Below are 21,014 nucleotides of genomic sequence, written 5' to 3'. Positions count from 1 at the left end.
TCAATTGCAATTTAGTAATGTTATTAAGTATTTGGTTTTCTAATTTTTCTTTTAGCGTTTGTTTTAAATAATTCCTTAAATTGTCGATGTAAATTTTGTTACTATGAAGGTTTTTCAAAAACTAATTTTTGTTTTTTTAATGGTGCTAATTGTTAGCTGTAAGTCAACAGATTCGGCTTCTTCTGCTAATAGAATGGCTCTTAAAAATAATTATATGAACGGAAGTTCTATTGCTTTGTATGAAGGCATCAACGACACAACCTTTGTAAAGTTAAAGGATTTTAGCGGTGATTTTATATTTGATATGAAGTATGCTACCGAGGATAATTTTCTTAAAAAGAAGGTTTATGATTGTGATGATTGTTATCTAAGACTTAAAACAATTAAAAGTTTGATGGATGCCAATGCAGAATTTCAATTGAAAGGTTACAGAATAAAACTGTTTGACTGTTATAGACCATTAGATATTCAGAAAAAAATGTGGGAAATTGTTTCTAATGCCGATTATGTAGCCGATCCAAAGAAAGGTTCAATACACAATAGAGGTGGAGCAGTTGATATTACTCTTGTTGATAAAGATGGAAAAGAATTGGAAATGGGAACCACGTTTGATTTTTTTGGACCAGAGGCAAGTCATAATTATCAAAATTTTTCCAACAAAATTAAAGAAAATAGAGTTTATCTTAAAGAAGTTATGTTAAAACACAACTTTAAGTCATTTGATTCTGAGTGGTGGCATTATAATTTATCGGAAAGTTATAAGGATAAACTTTCCAATTTTAAATGGAAATGTGATTAGGTTTTATTCTACACATTTTAGATAATCCATAAAAAAGTGATCTGGAGCGTAAGTTTTACCATTAAGTTCCGACACTAACTCGCTTTTTCCAATATAATCTATTGTTTCTCCAGAAAATTTTACACGAATAAAAGAGATAGGCGAGTTTTTAAGTTCTTGAAATGAATCAATCATAAAAAGGAAATATCCGCTCAATATTCTGCTAGTTTCATTATTGTTGTAGATAGAATTTCCGCACGATTCTTGGTCTATTCCAATAAGGGTTACAATTTTACCATTATTTAATTGAATATAGATTTTAGAATTTTTATCAAAACATCGTGCAGCAATAAAATCGCTACTTTTTTGTACCATTTGAAAGTTTAACGATAATAATCCATCGGCATTTATTAACGAGAAGAAAACAGATGTTTGGCTGTTTCCAAAAATGCGTTGGTGCATAAGACAATCTTTGGTAGATTTATAAGTTCCTAGACTATCTGTTACATTAGAGCTATACTCGCAGTCTTTTTGTGCTGATGCGTTTATTGTAAAAAGAAGAAATAAGAAAAAAATTGATGCTTTCATTTATAAATTTATTTTTGTGCAAATTAACACTATTTTATTTTCATTTTTATCTATTGTAAAAAAACAATAACGATTTCCACCTTCTTTTATTTTCCATTTTTTTCTTATGTTTTCTACTGTGTCTGGAAAATTTCTTGTTGTAATATTTATTTTTTGGTTTTCAAGATTGCTTTTCATCTCATTTTTTGAATAGGAGATGCATTTTTCAATTTCAAATACTCTTCCAGGAAACTCTATAAGATTGCTTGAAGTGTACAAATGGGAATGTTGTTGTAGTTTATCTAATTGATAAAAGTTTGCTATTTGCTTAAATCCTCCCGATTTCATTATTGCTGCATTGGGTTCGTAAAGGTATTTCTGGGGAAGACCAAAACTTGAATTGCTATCTAAACTCCAATTAAAATTAAATAGTTCTTTTTTATACTTGTTATAGTTTATAGTTTTTATTGTAATTTGGTTTTGATAATTTTTTTCAATTTCCCACAGCAATTCTTTCACCTCATTTTCTACAGCTATAATGTGAATGGTTTTTACATTTTTTAACTCTTGTAATGCGGCACTAATATCAAGTAATGGAGCAGTTTTTATTAGAATATTATTTGAATAATTATAATAAAAATCTTGTAATTCTGAAACATTAGGAAGACAATCTTTGAGCATAAATACTTTTCCTTTAATGTCATTTCTTCTTGAAGGATCTACATATATCCAACTAAATTTTTTATTTAAACTGGATAAAATTGTAGTGCTATCTCCGGTATAACATTGAATGTTTTTACATTCTAGCTGAAGGAAGTTGTGTTGAACAATTTGGGATAAGTCTTGATTTATTTCACAGTGAATTACATTGTTCATTTTTTTAGCAAAATAATAATCATCTATACCAAATCCGCCAGATAAATCTATAATATCTTCGCCAGATACAATTTCTGATTTGTATTGTGCAGTAATTTCAGACGAGGTTTGTTCAATTGATATTTTACTAGGATATATTATATTTTTACAACTGAACCAGGTTGCTATTTTTTCTTTACTTTTTGTTCTAGACTCTATTTGATTCAATAAAATTTTATAATCAATTAGTGGAAACGGATTTTTAGATAGTGCTAGTTTAGAAATATCACAACCTGTTTTTTCGTATATATAACTTTGTATTTCTGGGTTTAAAATAGTAGTATAATCCATTTTCAAGATTTCAATAGTGAATTCATTAAATATTCTTTGTTAGAACTTTTATGATTTTATTATCTGGAAAGAATTCTTTTCCAATAACTTTTAAAATAGTATATAAAGGAATTGCTATTATCATACCTGTAATTCCGAAAAGCATTCCTATAATTAAAATAACCAAAAATATTTCTAAAGGATGAGAATTTACACTTTTAGAAAATATAATAGGTGATGACACATTGTTATCAATTAGTTGAACGATAAAAAAACCAATGGTAACATAAATAGTTGTGGGTAATGTTACTGATTGAAAATCACTATTGATATTGCTAAGCATGGTTAAAATTCCTGCTAGGATTGACCCAATAAATGGTCCAATGTAGGGAATAATGTTTAAAATAGCACATAAAAAAGCAATTACAAAGGCATTTTCTACGCCAAAAATTAATAAAACTATTAAATATAAAATGCAAATAATGGTAAGTTGTACTAGCAATCCAATGAAATATCGAGTTAATAAATGACGTATTTTTTCTAGTGAATTAAGTATTTTATCTTCATTATTGTCGGGTGGAATTTTTTTCATTCCAATAATAAAATTCACTTTATCTTTTAAGAAAAAGAAACTTATAAAAAAAACAGACACCAAACCAATACCGAAACTACTAATAGTTCCAATAACCGAATTGAAAAAATCTGTAAAATAGTTAAACTTGAGTTTAGAGGCTAAATCACTTTCTTTAATTACCTTATCAATGTCTATATTGTGTTTAAATAAGTAATTGTCCAATTGTCCATAAAGACTTATCAATCTAGTTTCAATAGCTTTTGTATCCAGTAGTGAGAGGTTGTTTCCTTGAGAAGTTATCAATGGCACAAACAAAGAAATTAAACCAATGAGTAGTAAAATAAAAAAAATAAGTGTGGTTACAACTGCAATTGTATTGGAAAATTTTAATCGATGTCTCAAAAATTCAACTATTGGATTTGCAATCATTGAAAAAATTATAGCAATAATTAAATAGATAAGTACGGTTTGTATTTGATATAAAAAATACCCCAAAATAATTATTAAGCTTAAAACACCAATAGATTTTAAAATGCCCAATGAAATTGTCTTTGATGTCATAATAGTAATAGTTTGTTGAGTAAAAGTATAAAAAAAAACTCGCTTACAAAAGTAAACGAGTTTTGGTATAAAATAAATTAAATTTTTATCTAAAAGAAGCTCTTGAACCACCAACGGCAAAGATTGCGTCCATTCTTGTTTTTTGTCCTGTAGAGAACATGTACATTCCTCTATCGTCTGTATAGTCCATGTAGTTCATTGTCATCTCTACTGGAGTTCCCGAACAAGTGCTTAAATGTGGATAAGTTGGTACACCATAATTGGCTGTATTGTGCGTTGGAGTATCAGAAACTAAATCACTTCCGCAGGTTGCATCACCCCAAATGTGACGTAAATTCATCCAGTGACCAACTTCATGAGTTGCAGTTCTACCCAAGTTGTATGGATAGTTTGCCGTTCCTGAAAGTCCAAAATATTTAGAATCTATTGCAACTCCATCTGTTGAAGAAGAACCACCAGGAAATTGTGCATATCCTAAAATTCCGCCTCCAATTGTACAAACCCATAAATTTAATTTTGTTGTAGGTGTAGTAGGAGCTAAACCACCAGTTGATGTTTTTTTCATTGCATCGGCTGTTCCCCAAGAAGTTTTGGTTGTAGATTTTCTAATTACTTGATCTAAAACAAAAGAAATTCCAACATTGGCTTTTACTCCAGCAAATAAAGCAGGAACTTGATTGTAGTCTGTATTTGTAGCATTAAAATCCTGATTTAAAACATTAATTTGCGATTGAATTTGTGTTAAAGAAATGTTTTCTGCGGTAGTTTTATACAATACATTTACTACAACTGGAATTTCAATTTTTCCGTTAACCAATCGATAACTTGATGGGTTTTTTGAGAAATTTTCTGTAAATTCTTCAATTTTATTCATTCTAAGAGCCAAAGTAGGATCTTCTTTTAATTGACGCTCTAATACTTCTTGAGAAGCACAATATCTAGCAGTAGATTTATTGTCTGTAGAACTAATTTTAGCAGAATCTTCATTCTGACAAGAAAACAACATCATTAGTAACGATGCTGACAAAAGAATTTTTTTCATAAAATTTGGTTTAAGGTTAATTATATTGCAATTTTATGATAAAAAACAAGTAGATAATCTATTATTGTTATAAGTTATTAACAAATCGATAAACTACAACGTTGTAAGTATGAGAAAAATTAATTATTAAAAATGTAATTCAAGATATTAGCACCCATTTTCAATGCTTTTTCTCTAACTTCTTTTGGATCATTGTGTACATCTGCATCTTCCCAACCATCACCCAAGTCACACTCATATGTGTATAATAAAACCAAACGGTTGTTTTCAAAAATACCAAATGCCTGAGGTCTTTTGCCATCATGTTCATGAATTTTTGGCAATCCTGCCGAGAAAACAAATGGTTTTTGAAATATAGGATGATTGGCAGGAATTTCTAATAATGAAGCATTTGGAAATATTTTTTTTATTTCTTTTCTAATAAATTCGTCCATTCCATAATTATCATCTATGTGAAGAAATCCACCCGAAAGCAAATAATTTCTAAGGTTAAGAACATCAGAATCACTAAAAACTACATTGCCATGACCTGTCATGTGTATAAACGGATAAGAAAATAAATCGGGACTGCTTGGCTCTACAGTTGCTGGTTTTAGTTTTATTGAAGTATTAATATTTAAATTGCTAAATTTAATCAAATTGGGAAGTGAAGTAGGATTGGCATACCAGTCGCCACCACCATTGTATTTCAATAATGCAATTTCTTGAGTGTAGGAATAGTTTGCAATCAATAACAAAAAAAACATAATTTTTTTCATAGAAAGGAGTGTGTTTATTTACTTTTCAATAATTATTCAAATTTTTTAATGTTGTATTTATTTTTTTATAATTTTTATGATTTTGGTTTTGTACAAAGTTTTAATTTTTAAAAAATAAATACCAGTATCTATATCCGATAAGTTTAATGAAATTTCTTTTTGATTTGCCTGTTTGTTCATAACTTGTTGACCAATTGTATTGTAAACTTCTACTACTTCTATTTCGTCTATTGAATTAATTGTAATATTAGAATCTGTTGGAATTGGATAAACAGAAAATTTAGCATCTTCAATATCACTTAAACTCAAGGTATTTAACACATTAACTGCCAGTCTATTATTGTTTATATTTTTACTTTGACATCCGCTAGAATTAGATTGACTAGCATAATAAGTATTGTTATTTTGTAATACAGTTGTAATGGGCAATAAATTTCCACCATTCATTGCGTCATACCAACTAATTGTTGTACCATTGACGATTAAATTTTGTAATGTTTGTCCTTGTGTAAATACCTGAGGACTGACACCTGTTGGCGCCAACAATGATTGGTAGGCTTCTATTTGAAATGATTTTACATTTATACATCCATAGATAAGGCTTTCTATTCCTACATAAATAGTCTGATTTTGGGCAAAACTATAAGCACTAGGATTTGATATTGGATTAACAAAATTTTGAGCATCTAAAAATGTTGTGTAAAATTCTATATTATAGTCACTTGCAATAACATTTTGTAAAATAATAGCATTGTTTTGAGTTAAATCTATAGTAGAAACTGGAGTGTTTTGATCACAGAGTATAATGTTGCTTGGTTGAAGCAAACTAGGCGTTTGTATAAAAGGCGAATTAAGATTGCAAGAAATACTAGTTGATGATGCATTACAGTTAGAATAGGTAACAGTTGCAGTATATACTTCGTTTCCTGTGCTTCCAAGAAAACATACATTTATAGGATTTTCATGACCAATTGGTACACCATCTTTAGTCCATGTAATGGTTGAAGTTGCATTTCCTGATGGCGAAAATCTCCAAGATTCATTACTAGCAGACCAGTTTCCTGTATTCCTTCCTGGAGCAGCAAGTGCCATCGTTCCTGTAGTGTTTTGAATTCCAATTAATCCATTACCATTGTTCCAGGAGCAAGGTTGACGTCTTAAAATAGTAACATCTATAATGTTAGATGTTTCATATAAAATTATTTGATACGTTTGATTGCCACTTGAAACGCCACATTGAAACAAAAGCATGTCTTGAAAAGTAAGAATGAATTTTCTGTTTGGTGCCGTTCCAAGTGTATAATAACTTACTGTTCCGTTGGGAATAAGTTGCGGATTAATATCTTGGTAAACAGCATAAATAGCATTTTTTACAGGAAAACCTGCGTTAGGTATTGAAGTGCTAAAAGCCCAAGGACAACTTCCTATAACATTTTGTACATGAGAATCAAACGAAATTAAACCATTTGCACCAACATCAATGCTAGAATAAATGTTGTTATAAAAACAAAAATTAAATGGTAGTGTAATGGTACTGTATGAATCGTCTGTTAAAGAAAGTTGCGAAAATCCAATGTTATTTTCAAAGTTGTAAGGAATTGAAGAAACAGTGTAGTCTGTAGTTTGTTTAGCAATAAAATAATTTGCATTCAAATCGATACATTGATTTTCATTACAAACACCCACAGGTGTATCTATAGTTACATTTAAATTTGTATTGGTTTGCCCAAAAAAGAAGCAACTAAAGAATATAAATTTTAAAAATATTATTTTTTTCATGTTTTTTATTTTATTCATTAGCAAATGAAACACTATGACAGGCAACAATAGCAGCGGTTTCTGTTCTTAATCTTGTGTTTCCCAAAGATACTGGAATAAACGTATTGTCTAACGCTAACTGTATTTCTTTGGTAGAGAAATCTCCTTCTGGACCAATAAGAATGATGGCATCTTGGTTAGGTTGTAATTCTTCTTTTAATGATTTTTTATTAGTTTCTTCACAATGGGCAATAAATTTTTGTCCTTTGTGTGTTTTTTTTAAAAAATCTTTAAAAGTTATCGGCTCATTAATTATTGGAATATAGTTGTGAAGTGATTGCTTCATTGCAGATTCAATAATTTTTTGAAATCGATCAATTTTTATAATTTTCCTTTCAGAATGTTCGCACAATATTGGTGTAATTTCTTGTACCCCAATTTCTGTAGCTTTTTCTAAAAACCATTCATATCGTTCATTCATTTTAGTAGGAGCAACGGCTAAATGTAAATGATATTTAGAAGGCTCTTGTTTATTAAACGATAAAATTTCTACACAACATTTTGAGTCTGACGCCAAAGTTATTTTAGTTTTAAATAAAAAACCTAATCCATTGGTTACATACAGTATATCACTTTCTTTTTTACGTAATACTTTAATTATATGTTTGCTTTCTTCTTTGTCAAAAACAAATAGATTTTCGGTTTCTTTAATACTTGGATTGTAAAATAATTGCATGATTAAAATTCAATTCGTGCTTTAGAAACTACTGCAGCATCATTAAACATGGTGTGTAAATATTTTTGGTAACCAACAATTCCAATCATTGCGGCATTGTCAGTTGTGTATTCAAATTTAGGAATAAAAGTTTTCCAACCATATTTTGTTTCGGCTTCTTTTAAGGTTTGTCTTATTCCAGAATTTGCAGATACACCACCGCCAATTGCTATTTGATTAATTCCGGTTTGTGCAACAGCCATTTTTAATTTATCCATTAAAATTTCAATAATTGTATATTGAATTGACGCACAAATATCGGCTTTATTTTCTTCAATAAAATTGGAATTTTCTATTACATTTTTTTGTATAAAATATAAAATTTGAGTTTTTAAACCAGAGAAGCTAAAGTTTAAAGCAGGTACTTTTGGTTTTGTAAATTGATATTTTTTAGGATTTCCTTCTTTAGCAAATTTATCAATTAATGGACCGCCAGGATAGGGAAGTCCCATTATTTTTGCCGATTTGTCAAAAGCTTCACCAACGGCATCATCAGTAGTTTCGCCTATAATTTCCATATCAAAAAAACTTTTTACTACTACAATTTGTGTATGACCACCAGAAATTGTCAGTGCCAAAAAAGGAAATTGCGGCATATTGTAACCTTCCTCTTCTATAAAATGAGCTAGTATATGAGCATGCATGTGGTTTACAGCAATTAATGGAATATTTAATGCCATAGATAAAGACTTGGCAAATGAACTTCCAACCAATAGTGAACCCATTAATCCTGGACCTTGTGTAAAAGCTATGGCAGAAAGCTGATTTTTAGAAATATTAGCTTTTTTTAATGCCATATCTATCACAGGCACAATGTTTTGCTGATGCGCTCTTGATGCAAGTTCAGGAACAACTCCTCCATATTCTTCATGTATTTTTTGACCTGCAACAATATTAGAAAGTACTTTATTGTTTTTTAAAACGGCAGCTGCTGTGTCGTCACAAGAGCTTTCTATGGCAAGAATAAAAACGTCATTATTTGACATTAGGCACAATTTTTGAATTATATTTGATAAATCGATGGTAAACGATTATTTTTACATCGTTTGCAAAAGTAACTATTTTCAAGGTTTCTTGCTCAAAGCCAAATAAAATTTGAAAGAAAAAAAGATATATAAGCATTTCTTAACATTTAGAAAAATAGTGTTTCGCACTTTATTGGTGCTTATCTTGCTATTGCTTTCTATTGGAATTGCGCTTTCTTTACCTGTAGTTCAAACTAAAATTGCTCATTATTATACAGAAAAACTCAATAAACAATTTGGAACCAATATTTACATCGATCAAGTAGAAGTAACCATTTTTGGTGGTGTTCAGATGAAAAAATTAATGATTAAAGATGAAAAAAAAGACACTTTAATTTTTGCAAAACGAATTTCTACAAGTATTCTAGACACTAAAACACTTCTTGACGGAAATTTAATTTTTGGAGAAATGAAAGTCGATGGGTTAACATTGAATGTGAAAACGTATAAAGGTCAAAAAGATACCAATCTAGACAAATTTGTTGCTGCTTTCGATGATGGAAAACCTACTTCGGGAAAATTTTTAATGACTTCAGAGAATATAGCAGTGTCAAACAGCCGTTTTATTTTAACTGATGAAAACCGAAAAGTACCTAAAGATGTAGATTTTACTAAGCTAAATGCTATCATTACCGATTTTAAAATAAAAGGACCAAATGTTACAACAAACATTAAAGAAATGTCTTTTCAAGATCATAGAGGACTTTTTGTTGAAAATTTAAAGTCTAAATTTACTTATGCCAAAACAAATATTAGATTAGAAAAATTAGATTTTAAAACAAAAGCATCCAATTTTAAAGGCGATATAATTTTAAAATACAACAGAAAAGACTTTGCCGATTTTAATAATAAAGTAGTATTTGATATTAAAACCGAAGCTGCAATAATCGCTACCAATGATATTTATTATTTCTATAAAGAATTAGCAAGAAATCAAGATTTTAAATTTAGCGGAAAAGTAGATGGAACTTTAAACAATCTAACGGCTAAAAATTTTCATCTAATTGACACCAATAAATCAGAAATAATTGGTGATGTTACCTTTAAAAACTTATTTGCAAAGCCAGGAAAAGGTAATTTTTACATGAAAGGTTCCTTTGATAAAGTTACCTCTAGTTATGAAAACTTAACCGCTTTGTTACCTAATGTTCTTGGAAAAAAATTGCCTTCATCTTTAAAAAAATTAGGTGTTTTTAATCTTAAAGGAACTGCAGAAATAACTACACAATCTATAGATGCCGATTTTGATTTGCAAACAAAATTGGGTACTATTTCTTCTAATCTTGTCATGACCAATATCAATAATATTGATAATGCAACGTACTCTGGTACAATTGCTTTAGATAATTTTGACATTGGCACTTTTTTAAATAGAAAAGATTTTGGTAAAGTATCGTTAGATGTAGCTGTAGATGGAAAAGGATTTACAGAAAAATATTTGGACACTAAGTTTTCGGGTTCAGTAAAAAATATAAGATATAACGGCTATAATTACCAAAACATTTTGGCTGATGGTAGCTTTAAAAAACCTATTTTTAAAGGTAAAATTAATGTAAACGACCCAAATTTATTTTTAGACTTTAACGGAATTGTTGACTTGAGCAAGCGCGATAATAATTATGATTTTCATGCCAAAGTTGATTATGCCAATTTAAGAAAACTAAACTTTATTAAAGATTCTATTTCAGTATTTAAAGGTGATGTAATAATGAAAGTATCTGGAAGTTCTATCAATACTATGAAAGGCGATGTTATTATTTCTAATGCCTCCTATCAAAATCCAAAAGATATATATTTCTTTGATAGTCTAACCTTAAATTCTAGTTTTGATTCTAGCAATGAGCATACTATTTCGTTATTTTCACCCGATGAAATAAATGGTAAAATTCAAGGTAAGTTTGAATTTAATCAAATTCAGAAAATGGTTTTAAATTCGCTTGGAAGTCTATACACCAACTATAAACCCAAGCAATTAAAAAAAGGACAATATATAAAATTTGATTTTTCTGAGTTCAATAAAATTGTAGAAATTTTAAACCCAAAGATTTCTTTAAATCCAAATGCTGTTTTTAAAGGAATTATTAAAGGCGATAATAATGAATTTAAACTAAATTTTAGTTCTAAAACTATTGATGCATTTGATGTGCATCTAGACAACGTGCAGTTAGAAATCGACAATAAAAATCCTTTGTATAATACTTACGTTCAGTTGGATAGTATTAAAACTAAAAACTATAAAATAAGAGATTTTTCATTAATCAATGCTACTTCTAGAGATACATTATCGTTTAGAACAGAGTTTAGAGGCGGCGATAAAGGAAATGATTATTACAACTTAAACCTTTATCATACAATAAATAAAAATAATCAAAATATTATAGGATTTAGTAAATCAGAAATGATGTTTAAAGATTTTTTATGGTATATAAATGAGGAAGAAAATGATAAAAACAAGTTAGTTTTTGACAATGATTTTAAGAATTTTTCATTTGAAGATATATTAGTTTCCCACGAAAATCAAAATATTAAACTTAACGGATCAATAACCGGAAATTCTAATAAAGATTTGCAACTTACCTTTAAAGATGTCAACTTAAATAAAGTTACACCCGATGTAAAACAATTTAAATTTGACGGAAAACTAAACGGTGAGGTTTTTCTAAAACAAAATAATGCTGTTTATCAACCCACGGCCAATTTAGAGATTATGGATTTGTCAATTAATGACAACCAACTCGGAAATTTAAATTTAGACATAAAAGGAAATGATAATTTTTCTAGATTTGATATTGAGTCTAAAATTGAAAATGACTATTTTAAATCTTTTGCTGCCAATGGTAATCTTCAAATAGTAAATGATGCTACATTAATAGACTTGGACTTAAATTTTCAAAAATTTAATCTAGGAGTATTGAGCAATTTGGGTGGAGAAGTTTTATCAAACATTAGAGGATTCGTCTCTGGAAATGCAAGATTGGACGGTAATGTAAATAATATTGATTACAACGGAAGATTGTTTGTTGATGATGCCGGACTAACAATTCCGTACTTAAATGTCGATTATAAATTAGAGCAAAACTCTATTGTGGATGTTACCCAAAACAAGTTTATTATAAGAAAAACTAAACTTACCGATTCTAAATTTAATACAGAAGGAACACTTCAAGGTTTTATAAAACACAAACAGTTTAGCGATTGGGAATTAGACTTGGCAATAGATTCTGACAGAATATTAGCATTAAATACCGAAGATCACGAAGATGTAGCCTATTTTGGTACAGCTTATATAGATGGAAGCGCAACAATTAAAGGACCAACCAACGGATTGGAAATAAATGTAAATGCCAAATCAGGAAAAGGTACCGATATTAAAATTCCTATAAACGACGCTAGCGCAGTAAGTGATAATAATTATATTGATTTTTTAACTCCTAACGAAAAAAAAGGAATACGAAACAAAGGGTCAGAGTATATTAGAAATTATAATGGATTGCAAATGAACTTTGAGTTTAATATTACACCAGACGCGTCTATAGAAGTAATCTTAGATAGAGATTCTGGACATGGAATGAAAGCTAAAGGTAGAGGAGGTTTGTCAATGCGAATAAATACCTTAGGAAAATTTGAAATGTATGGAGATTTTCAAGTATATGAAGGATCATATAATTTTAAATATGGCGGATTAATTGATAAAAAGTTTGAAGTTAAAAAATTCAGCTCAATTGTATGGGATGGAAATCCCTATAATGCAATTCTAGATCTAGAAGCAGTGTCTAAAAATATAACAGCCAACCCATCTGTATTGGTTAATAATGCATCCTTTAACAGAAAAATTCCTGTAGAAGTTGTAATAGGACTAAAAGGAACACTTACCAATCCGGAGCCCGATTTTAATATTAATTTTCCAAATGTGAGTTCAGTCTTAAAATCGGAAATAGAGACCAAACTTAGTGATAAAGATATAAGACAAACGCAAGCATTATATCTATTGTCAACCGGAGGTTTTTTAAGTCAAGAAGGATTATCACAATCACAAATAACCAATAGTTTTTATGAAAAAGCTGGAGCACTATTTGGAGATTTATTTAATGATAAGGATGGTAAAATTAATTTTGGCGTTTCCTATACCGAAGCAGATAAAACTGCACTCAATCCTACAGACGGAAGAGTTGTTGCGTCAATTACTACACAAATTAATGATCGAATTACAATAAATGGAGTAGTAGGAGTACCAACAGGTGGCGTTTCTGAAACCGCTATTGTTGGAAATTTTGAAGCACAATATAGAGTAAATGAAGACGGAACATTAAATCTTAGAATATTTAATAAAGAAAACGATATTAATTATATAGGACAAGGAATAGGATATACACAAGGAGCAGGAGTTTCTTATGAAGTTGACTTTGATACTTTTAGAGAATTAGTAAATAAAATATTTAAAAAGAAAGTTATAGAAGTAGAGAAAAAAAACACAGATGAAACACATGATTCTGAGCCACTACCAGAACATATTAGTATGGAAAAGAAAAAAAAGAATACCAAAGATACACCCAAGCCTAACGCCGAAGCAAAACCTGAAGATGAATAATTCAGGTTTTTTTATAAAAGATATTTGATAACTTAAAACTTATCAACGAAAACGATTGAATTTGCTTGATTTTATTAAATCTATAAAAATGATAGATAATATATGCATATTCTTTGCTAAATTTACATTTTAAAACATAAAAATATGTCAAAAACGATAAAAAAAATAGGTGTACTTACTTCTGGTGGCGATTCTCCGGGAATGAATGCAGCTATTAGATCTGTTGTTCGTACATGCGCTTTTCACAGCATTGAGTGCGTAGGAATTTACAGAGGTTATCAGGGAATGATAGAAGGCGATTTTAAAGAAATGGGACCACGATCTGTAAACAATATTGTAAACAAAGGTGGAACTATATTAAAATCGGCACGATCTAAAGAATTTATGACTGTTGAAGGTCGAAAAAAAGCACATGAAAATCTTGTTTCTGCTGGTATTGAAGCACTTGTAGTTATTGGAGGCGATGGAAGTTTTACAGGTGCAGAAGTTTTTAATAATGAATATGACTTTCCTGTAATGGGAATTCCGGGTACTATAGACAATGATATTTTTGGAACAAGCCACACACTAGGTTTTGATACAGCATTAAATACTGTTGTAGATTGTATAGATAAAATTAGAGATACTGCAAGTTCACACAATAGACTTTTCTTGGTAGAAGTTATGGGTCGCGATGCAGGACACATTGCCTTAAATGCCGGAATTGGTGCTGGAGCTGAAGAAATTCTTATTCCAGAAGAAGACATGGGATTGGAGCGACTTCTAGATTCACTTAGAAAAAGTAAAGCATCAGGAAAATCCTCAAGTATTGTCGTTATTGCCGAAGGAGATAAAATAGGGAAAAGTGTTTTCGAATTAAAAGATTACATAGAAGAGCATTTTCCAGAATATGATATTCGCGTTTCAGTACTTGGTCACATGCAACGTGGCGGATCACCATCATGCTACGATAGAGTTCTAGCTTCTAGACTTGGAGTAAAAGCAGTTGAATCAATATTAGAAGGAAAATCTAATTATATGGTGGGAATATTAAACGACAAAGTAGCTTTAACCCCATTAGAACAAGCTATTAAAGGTCATTCGGAAATAGATAGAGAACTGTTAAGAGTTTCAGATATAATGTCAACATAATACAATATCACTAATCAATATCAAATTTTAAAATAAGATGTCAAAAGTAAAATTAGGAATAAACGGATTTGGAAGAATTGGAAGAATAGTTTTTAGAGAATCATACAACAGAGACAATGTAGAAGTTGTAGCAATAAACGATTTATTAGATGTAGACCATTTAGCTTACTTGTTAAAATACGATTCTGTTCACGGACGTTTTGCAGGAAAAGTAGAAGTTATTGATGGAAAACTTTTTGTAAACGATAAACACATTAGAATTACGGCAGAGAAAGATCCAGTAAATTTAAAATGGGATGAAGTAAATGTAGATGTAGTAGCTGAGTGTACAGGTTTTTTTACAACAATTGAAACTGCCAAAGCTCACATTACTGGTGGCGCTAAAAAAGTAATTATCTCTGCACCATCTCCAGATGCACCAATGTTTGTAATGGGAGTTAATCATACCAAAGCCACTGCCGCAGATACAGTAGTTTCTAATGCTTCTTGTACAACCAATTGTTTAGCACCATTAGCTAAAGTTATAAATGATAATTTTGGAATTGTTGAAGCTTTAATGACAACAGTTCACGCTTCAACTTCAACTCAAATGGTTGCAGATGGTCCTTCTAAAAAAGATTGGAGAGGCGGTCGTGCTGCTTCTGTAAACATTATTCCATCTTCAACTGGAGCAGCAAAAGCTGTTGGTCAAGTTATTCCAGAACTAAACGGAAAATTAACAGGTATGTCAATGCGTGTTCCTACAGTTGACGTTTCTGTAGTTGATTTAACTGTAAAAGTTGCCAAAGAAACTTCTTATGATGAAATAATGGCTGTGCTTAAAAAAGCTTCAGAAAACGAATTGAAAGGTATTTTAGGATATACAGAAGATTTAGTTGTTTCTCAAGATTTTGTTTCAGACTCTAGAACTTCTATTATTGATGCCAAAGCTGGAATTGGTTTAAATTCTACTTTTTTCAAAATAATCTCTTGGTATGATAATGAATATGGATATTCAAGTAAATTAATTGATTTATCAGTTCATATCGCAAACCTATAATTTTTTTATAATAATTCCCGATTGCTTTCTCAATGAGTTATCGGGAATTTTTTATTACCAACCCAAACAACAAACCAAACCATGAAATTATTAGTTGATAGCGGATCTACCAAAGCCGATTGGATAGCAATAGACGATAACGGAAAAGTACTTTTTACAACCCAAACTTTAGGATTAAATCCAGAGGTTTTAGATAAAGATGAAGTTATAGCTAGATTAGAAGATAAATTTGATATTTCTCATAACAAAGACAAAGCATCCCATCTTTATTTCTATGGCGCAGGATGTGGTACTGATAGAATGAAAAATTTCTTAACCGATGTATTTAAAAAGTATTTTTCTAATGCAACTGTAAATGTTCACGAAGATACGTATGCAGCTGTTTATGCTACAACACCAAAAGACGAACAAGCCATAGTTTGTATATTAGGAACAGGTTCTAATTGCAGCTTCTTTGATGGTAAAATTCTGCACCAAAAAGTGCAATCGCTAGGTTATATTGCAATGGATGACGGATCGGGAAACCGTTTTGGAAGACACTTATTGCGAGGTTATTACTTTAATAAAATGCCCAAAGACTTAGCAGGAGAATTTGAAGAAGAATACAACCTTGATGCCGATTATGTTAAAGCTAATCTATATAAAGAAGCCAATCCTAATGCATATTTAGCAACATTTGCAAAATTTATTATCAAACATAAAGACAATGAATATTGTAAAAAAATAATTCGAAAAGAATTAAAATCTTTTACAAAAAACTACATCATGCAATATGAAAATTGTAAAGAAGTTCCTGTTCATTTTGTAGGTTCGATTGCTTTTTATTTAAAAGAAGAACTACAAGAAATCTTGGCTAAATACGGAATTAAAATTGGAAACGCATTAAGACGACCTATAGACGGTTTAATTGCTTATCATGTTTTAAATAAATAATAGATAAACCTGACCTTTACGTCAGGTTTTTTTTGTGAAAATAACAATTAAAATTTAGAATTTGCAATGCAAACTCACACTTAAATATGGAAATTGCAATAATAGCACACGACGGAAAAAAGGCAGATATGGTTCAGTTTTTAAATAAAAATAAAGCCTTACTTATACACGATAATATCAAACTAATAGCAACAGGAACAACAGGATCTAAAGCCGAAGCAGCAGGATTTAAAGTCAAAAAAATGCTTTCTGGACCACTAGGCGGTGATGCTCAAATTGCAGCTCGTGTAGCCGAAGGAAAAACAAAAATGGTTTTATTTTTTAAAGATCCCATGTCCAATCATCCTCATGAAGTTGACATCAATATGCTAATACGCGTATGCGATGTTCACAATGTTCCACTTGCTACAAATGAAGCTACTGCACAATTATTGTTGTATGGTATGGATGAAATGTAAGTTTTGTAATTTTCACTGTTTATTTACCTAAATCAATTTTTTAGATACTTCAATAGATTCGATTTTTATACTATTTTGATTGCTATATTTTGGTTATGAACATTAATGGGCAATCAAGAATAAGTAAGATAGAAAATGTAAGTGCATAATGAGGAGTGGAGTACAATGAAAATTATAGAAGTGTGCAACCCAAAATGATTTAAATTTTCTTTTAAAGAGAAAATGATTTATTCCATTTTCTCCTCTCAAGGCTATAGGTGTTTTTATTACTTAAAATAATTAAAATAAATCTAATTTTATTTGTTTTTATGCACAGTTCTTTGTTACCAGATTTTTTTTTTAGATACATTCATTTCTTACGTTAATGTTTCTTTTTTCAAATTCACTTTTTAATTCTAACCATTTACTGTCTTTCAATGTTCCTGCTGGATAAAGTTTTCTTTTAAAATTTTTTGTTATAAGTCTCAAACTATTCGGTTGCTTTCCTTGACTTTCAAAAACAATTTCTTCAATATCGTATATTTTATAAATTCGTTTTACCCAAAAAAAATAATGGTTTTTAATCACGAAATAATTCTTTGACATTTCAAAATAATTCATAAAAAGGGCATTAATAATAAACCATATTACAGCAATTGGAATAAATGCTTTCAATTGATCTGCTAAAGATATTTTTGCTTTCACAAAAATGAACATAAAAAGAAATGCACCAATTAATCCCCACATCATTAATCCTCTGAATGAAAAAACTGGATTTCCTTTGAATTGATAAAAAGTTTCTTTTTCAATTTCTTTTTCGGTTATTTTAGTATTTATGGTTTTTGAGTTCGTTTCAAAAAAATCTTTTTTGTCGATTATGATTTGCTGAATAAAACTTTTTATTTCCCAACTATTTGAGTATAAATCTTCAAAAATATATTCTGTTTTGTTTTCAAAATTGATGGTTATTGCTTCCATTTGAAAGTTAAAGAAACCAAAACCTTTTTTACCACTTAATTTTATATTTTGTAAGTTTTTCCAATAATATGTTTTGTTTTGAATTATAATTTTTTCTTTGTCTATTTCAATTTTAGAGGAATTTTTCAAATAACTTTTTATGAAAGTATAAGCAATAAAATAAACAATTAAACCAAAAATTGGCATTACAAAAGTCTTTGTCTCAATTTGATTTGCAATATACATTTTTGTAAAAGTATAAATCATAAAAGTTCCCATTGCTCCAAAAAACAATGTTGAAAATATTATTGAAAACCATATTGTTTTTCGATTTCCTTCTGATGTAATTTTTGTCATAAAATATCTGGTAACGTTTCGCGGCTTGCAGGAGTGGCGATGAACCAAGACCAAGCCTTTACAAATATAAACAAAACTTTCAATTAATTACCTTTCCAATTTCTGATAAATCCCGTGCCTCGCCATTTCTTGAAACCGCTTTTGTACAATCGCTTTTCCTTTTTTAATCGTTAATTCTATTTTTAATATCCATTCTTTCGTGCAAAATTCTCACAACTTCCATTTCTGTATTTTCAATTTGTTTACAAAATATTAAATGCGATTTCACTTTTGAATATCGATAATCTTTACGAATGCTTCCAAAATCCTTTGTTGTTTCAAAGTTTTCCGCTACATATTCTATTTCATCCATTATCAAATTATAATATCGGTTCGCTTGTTCAACCGACCAATTTTCGGACGTGTAAATCCAAATATTATTCAAATCGTCTAAAGATTTTTCACTAATAATATATTCAGCCATTACTTTTGGAAATTGTCGTTTAACCTTTTTAGATTTTCTGTTCGGTTAAAATTTCTAATTTTTCCACTCTTTTCTCCAAGTTCTAATTCCGCAATTAGAGATTTAGTTTGAATTTCTTCTTGCTCAAAATGTCTCAAAGCAGTTCTAACAACTTCGCTTACAGAATTATATTTTCCTGTTGCAATTTGTCTGTTTATAAAATTTTCGTAATATTCTCCAATTAAAATTGATGTATTTCGTGCCATAATTTTATATTTTTTACAAATATACCAATTTATGGTATTCTGCAATAAATTTTCTATTATTTTTTCGGTTCTCTGTCGCTCCAAAGTGTCGCACAACGTCTGGGGCTTTGCGCCGGTGCGGCAATTTCGGAGGCGAGTTCTTTCGGTGACTGGAAACGAAGTTATGAAAATTACTCGAACAATTTTGCACAAAATTGCCGCTATGGCGCCAAGCCCATGTGCTTGTTGCACAACTCAAATATACAAAACCTTGCAAATAAATTTAATTTTTTTTAAATTTACTTATGCAAGGAAAAAAGACTTTTACACCACAGTTATTTGTTTCGGTTAATTTGTTGGATTTAGTTCCCGAGCATAATTTCTATAGATTGCTTGATAAAGCTATCGATTTTCATTTTTTATATAAAGCTACAGCCCAGTATTATGGAGAGGAAGGACAGGAAAGTATTGATCCTGTTGTTTTCTTTAAGATATTATTGGTTGGTTATTTGAACAATATCAATAGCGATAGGCATTTGATTGCCTATTGTAGCGATAGTTTGTCAATTCGTTTGTTTTTAGGTTATGATGTTCACGAAGCCTTGCCATGGCACAGCACCATAAGTAGAACCCGAAGTTTATATGGCGAAGAAATTTTTCTAGACTTATTCAAGCAAGTTTTAAAAATGTGCGTTGGTAAAGGTATGGTTCGTGGCAAGCGTCAAGCTGTAGATAGTGTTTTTATCAAAGCCAATGCGAGTATTGATAGTTTGTTAGAGAAAGAAGTTTTGGACGACGCTAGTGCTTTTGTAAATGAATTGGAAGAAAACAGCGAATTTAAAACCACAAGCACCAGAAAAAAATTAGTAGAACAACACCACGCATGGAAAGAAGAAGCCTATAAAGACCAACCCAATCCTAATTTTAATATCGATAAAGTAGATGAACATGGTAATTTAATTCGACCAAAGTTTGTGTCTAATCATACGCATTATTCACCAACAGATAGCGATGCCAGAGTGAGTGTTAAACCAGGCAAAGCGCGCCAATTAAATTATTTTGGACAAATCGCTGTAGACGATGCGCACCACGTTATTACTGGTGCATGTTCGGATTTTGCAGATAAACGTGATAGTCAATGTATTGAGAAAATAGTGGAACTTACAGAGAAAAATTTGCAAGAAAACGATATTGAACTCGAAGAACTTTTAGCCGATGGTGGTTACAGTAGTGGCGATGCATTGGAGTATTTACACAAAAAGAATATTGATGCTTACATTCCAAATTTTGGACAATACAAACCTTTTAGAGAAGGCTTTGTTTTCAACAAAGAGCTGCATCAATACGAATGTATAAAAGAAGGATCAAATAAAGCTATTTTGCTATTTAAAGGCGAAAGGACCGATAGTAAAGGCTATACCAAACGAACTTACAGGAGTAGCGAAAGCGATTGTAAACAATGTCCACTACGAGAACAATGCTGCGGCAAAACCACCAAATTTAAAAAGATAGACGATAGCATTCACAAAGAACATTACGATAGAATGTACCAAAAGCTCACACAAAACCCACATTATGCTAAGAAAATGGTACGTGTGCGAAGCAAAACGGTAGAACCAGTGATAGGTACCTTGGTCAACTTTACCAACATGAAACGAGTCAATACAAGAGGAATACGAAACGCCAATAAACACGTACTGATGGCAAGTTTAACCTACAACTTGAAGAAATACTTGCGCTTTATTGCGAAAAAACCAACGATTTTAACCCAAGTGGCAACGTTAAAAGCAAGGAAGAGTCAAACTTTTGCAAAAAGTACCATTTATAACTTGAAAAACTCATTTTTTAGCCATCAAAAGTTT

Annotated in this window: 18 protein-coding genes; 7 read left to right on the top strand and 11 right to left on the bottom strand. The window is 30.2% G+C overall.

What is annotated here, in order from left to right; genetic code table 11:
- Positions 1-193 precede the first annotated feature (193 nt).
- A complete protein-coding gene (locus ACH2CG_RS12540; protein WP_395065717.1) occupies positions 194-799 on the top strand; it encodes a M15 family metallopeptidase in 606 nt (201 codons plus the stop codon).
- A 3-nt stretch (positions 800-802) separates the two neighbouring features.
- On the opposite strand, the gene ACH2CG_RS12535 is transcribed toward ACH2CG_RS12540, so the two are convergent.
- The 8 genes from ACH2CG_RS12535 to tsaD form a co-directional block, all read right to left on the bottom strand.
- Entirely contained in the window at positions 803-1,366 is a 564-nt protein-coding gene (locus tag ACH2CG_RS12535) for a hypothetical protein (protein WP_395065703.1), read from the bottom strand.
- Complete coding sequence (locus ACH2CG_RS12530) at positions 1,367-2,551, bottom strand: class I SAM-dependent methyltransferase (RefSeq protein ID WP_395065701.1); 1,185 nt, start codon at positions 2,549-2,551, stop codon at positions 1,367-1,369. It abuts the gene before it with no gap.
- A gap of 25 nt (positions 2,552-2,576) precedes the next feature.
- Positions 2,577-3,668 carry an AI-2E family transporter gene (locus ACH2CG_RS12525; protein ID WP_395065715.1) on the bottom strand — a complete coding sequence of 364 codons (1,092 nt, stop codon included), beginning with the start codon at positions 3,666-3,668 and terminating at the stop codon, positions 2,577-2,579.
- An 82-nt stretch (positions 3,669-3,750) separates the two neighbouring features.
- Positions 3,751-4,707: a zinc metalloprotease gene (locus ACH2CG_RS12520; protein ID WP_395065699.1), complete on the bottom strand. Its 957-nt coding sequence runs from the start codon at positions 4,705-4,707 to the stop codon at positions 3,751-3,753.
- A gap of 119 nt (positions 4,708-4,826) precedes the next feature.
- Positions 4,827-5,465, bottom strand: a complete 639-nt coding sequence (locus ACH2CG_RS12515; protein ID WP_395065697.1) for a DUF4159 domain-containing protein — start codon at positions 5,463-5,465, stop codon at positions 4,827-4,829.
- A 57-nt stretch (positions 5,466-5,522) separates the two neighbouring features.
- Complete coding sequence (locus ACH2CG_RS12510) at positions 5,523-7,244, bottom strand: T9SS type A sorting domain-containing protein (protein WP_395065695.1); 1,722 nt, start codon at positions 7,242-7,244, stop codon at positions 5,523-5,525.
- A 10-nt stretch (positions 7,245-7,254) separates the two neighbouring features.
- Positions 7,255-7,959, bottom strand: coding sequence for a 16S rRNA (uracil(1498)-N(3))-methyltransferase (locus ACH2CG_RS12505; protein WP_395065693.1), 705 nt, complete (start codon positions 7,957-7,959; stop codon positions 7,255-7,257).
- A 2-nt stretch (positions 7,960-7,961) separates the two neighbouring features.
- Complete coding sequence (tsaD, locus tag ACH2CG_RS12500; RefSeq protein ID WP_395065691.1) at positions 7,962-8,984, bottom strand: tRNA (adenosine(37)-N6)-threonylcarbamoyltransferase complex transferase subunit TsaD; 1,023 nt, start codon at positions 8,982-8,984, stop codon at positions 7,962-7,964.
- A gap of 157 nt (positions 8,985-9,141) precedes the next feature.
- Between tsaD and ACH2CG_RS12495 the strand changes: the two genes are divergently transcribed.
- From ACH2CG_RS12495 to ACH2CG_RS12475, 5 genes are all read left to right on the top strand, one after another.
- On the top strand, positions 9,142-13,611 hold the full coding sequence (locus ACH2CG_RS12495) for a translocation/assembly module TamB domain-containing protein (protein ID WP_395065689.1): 4,470 nt from the start codon (positions 9,142-9,144) through the stop codon (positions 13,609-13,611).
- Positions 13,612-13,755: 144 nt separating this feature from the next.
- Positions 13,756-14,742: a 6-phosphofructokinase gene (gene pfkA / locus ACH2CG_RS12490; RefSeq protein ID WP_395065687.1), complete on the top strand. Its 987-nt coding sequence runs from the start codon at positions 13,756-13,758 to the stop codon at positions 14,740-14,742.
- 37 nt (positions 14,743-14,779) lie between these two features.
- Positions 14,780-15,781 carry a type I glyceraldehyde-3-phosphate dehydrogenase gene (gene gap / locus ACH2CG_RS12485; protein WP_395065685.1) on the top strand — a complete coding sequence of 334 codons (1,002 nt, stop codon included), beginning with the start codon at positions 14,780-14,782 and terminating at the stop codon, positions 15,779-15,781.
- 81 nt (positions 15,782-15,862) lie between these two features.
- Complete coding sequence (locus ACH2CG_RS12480; RefSeq protein ID WP_395065683.1) at positions 15,863-16,714, top strand: BadF/BadG/BcrA/BcrD ATPase family protein; 852 nt, start codon at positions 15,863-15,865, stop codon at positions 16,712-16,714.
- Positions 16,715-16,800: 86 nt separating this feature from the next.
- On the top strand, positions 16,801-17,172 hold the full coding sequence (locus ACH2CG_RS12475) for a methylglyoxal synthase (RefSeq protein WP_395065681.1): 372 nt from the start codon (positions 16,801-16,803) through the stop codon (positions 17,170-17,172).
- Positions 17,173-17,511: 339 nt separating this feature from the next.
- Here ACH2CG_RS12475 and ACH2CG_RS12470 read toward each other — a convergent pair whose 3' ends face one another.
- From ACH2CG_RS12470 to ACH2CG_RS12460, 3 genes are all read right to left on the bottom strand, one after another.
- Positions 17,512-18,465 carry a hypothetical protein gene (locus tag ACH2CG_RS12470; RefSeq protein WP_395065679.1) on the bottom strand — a complete coding sequence of 318 codons (954 nt, stop codon included), beginning with the start codon at positions 18,463-18,465 and terminating at the stop codon, positions 17,512-17,514.
- Between the two features lie 163 nt (positions 18,466-18,628).
- Entirely contained in the window at positions 18,629-18,928 is a 300-nt protein-coding gene (locus tag ACH2CG_RS12465; protein WP_395065677.1) for a type II toxin-antitoxin system RelE/ParE family toxin, read from the bottom strand.
- Positions 18,928-19,173 carry a type II toxin-antitoxin system ParD family antitoxin gene (locus ACH2CG_RS12460; RefSeq protein WP_395065675.1) on the bottom strand — a complete coding sequence of 82 codons (246 nt, stop codon included), beginning with the start codon at positions 19,171-19,173 and terminating at the stop codon, positions 18,928-18,930. The genes ACH2CG_RS12465 and ACH2CG_RS12460 overlap by 1 nt, the downstream gene beginning before the upstream one ends.
- A gap of 284 nt (positions 19,174-19,457) precedes the next feature.
- Here ACH2CG_RS12460 and ACH2CG_RS12455 point away from each other — a divergent pair.
- A partial coding sequence (locus tag ACH2CG_RS12455; RefSeq protein WP_395065673.1) for an IS1182 family transposase occupies positions 19,458-21,014 on the top strand: 1,557 nt, incomplete at its 3' end.

The sequence above is a fragment of the Flavobacterium sp. genome, assembly GCF_043778725.1.
GTDB lineage: Bacteria > Bacteroidota > Bacteroidia > Flavobacteriales > Flavobacteriaceae > Flavobacterium.
Note: the sequence above shows the minus strand (reverse complement) of the source record. Positions and strands in the feature narration are given on the sequence as shown.

Excerpts from the sequence above, each read along its gene's own strand:
- ACH2CG_RS12530 (WP_395065701.1), bottom strand. The coding sequence starts at position 2,551 with ATGGATTATACTACTATTTTAAACCCAGAAATACAAAGTTATATATAC.
- ACH2CG_RS12515 (WP_395065697.1), bottom strand. The coding sequence starts at position 5,465 with ATGAAAAAAATTATGTTTTTTTTGTTATTGATTGCAAACTATTCCTAC.
- gap (WP_395065685.1), top strand. The coding sequence starts at position 14,780 with ATGTCAAAAGTAAAATTAGGAATAAACGGATTTGGAAGAATTGGAAGA.
- ACH2CG_RS12470 (WP_395065679.1), bottom strand. The coding sequence starts at position 18,465 with ATGACAAAAATTACATCAGAAGGAAATCGAAAAACAATATGGTTTTCA.
- ACH2CG_RS12460 (WP_395065675.1), bottom strand. The coding sequence starts at position 19,173 with ATGGCACGAAATACATCAATTTTAATTGGAGAATATTACGAAAATTTT.
- ACH2CG_RS12505 (WP_395065693.1), bottom strand. The coding sequence starts at position 7,959 with ATGCAATTATTTTACAATCCAAGTATTAAAGAAACCGAAAATCTATTT.
- ACH2CG_RS12540 (WP_395065717.1), top strand. The coding sequence starts at position 194 with ATGGCTCTTAAAAATAATTATATGAACGGAAGTTCTATTGCTTTGTAT.
- pfkA (WP_395065687.1), top strand. The coding sequence starts at position 13,756 with ATGTCAAAAACGATAAAAAAAATAGGTGTACTTACTTCTGGTGGCGAT.
- tsaD (WP_395065691.1), bottom strand. The coding sequence starts at position 8,984 with ATGTCAAATAATGACGTTTTTATTCTTGCCATAGAAAGCTCTTGTGAC.
- ACH2CG_RS12480 (WP_395065683.1), top strand. The coding sequence starts at position 15,863 with ATGAAATTATTAGTTGATAGCGGATCTACCAAAGCCGATTGGATAGCA.
- ACH2CG_RS12475 (WP_395065681.1), top strand. The coding sequence starts at position 16,801 with ATGGAAATTGCAATAATAGCACACGACGGAAAAAAGGCAGATATGGTT.
- ACH2CG_RS12535 (WP_395065703.1), bottom strand. The coding sequence starts at position 1,366 with ATGAAAGCATCAATTTTTTTCTTATTTCTTCTTTTTACAATAAACGCA.
- ACH2CG_RS12510 (WP_395065695.1), bottom strand. The coding sequence starts at position 7,244 with ATGAAAAAAATAATATTTTTAAAATTTATATTCTTTAGTTGCTTCTTT.
- ACH2CG_RS12465 (WP_395065677.1), bottom strand. The coding sequence starts at position 18,928 with ATGGCTGAATATATTATTAGTGAAAAATCTTTAGACGATTTGAATAAT.
- ACH2CG_RS12520 (WP_395065699.1), bottom strand. The coding sequence starts at position 4,707 with ATGAAAAAAATTCTTTTGTCAGCATCGTTACTAATGATGTTGTTTTCT.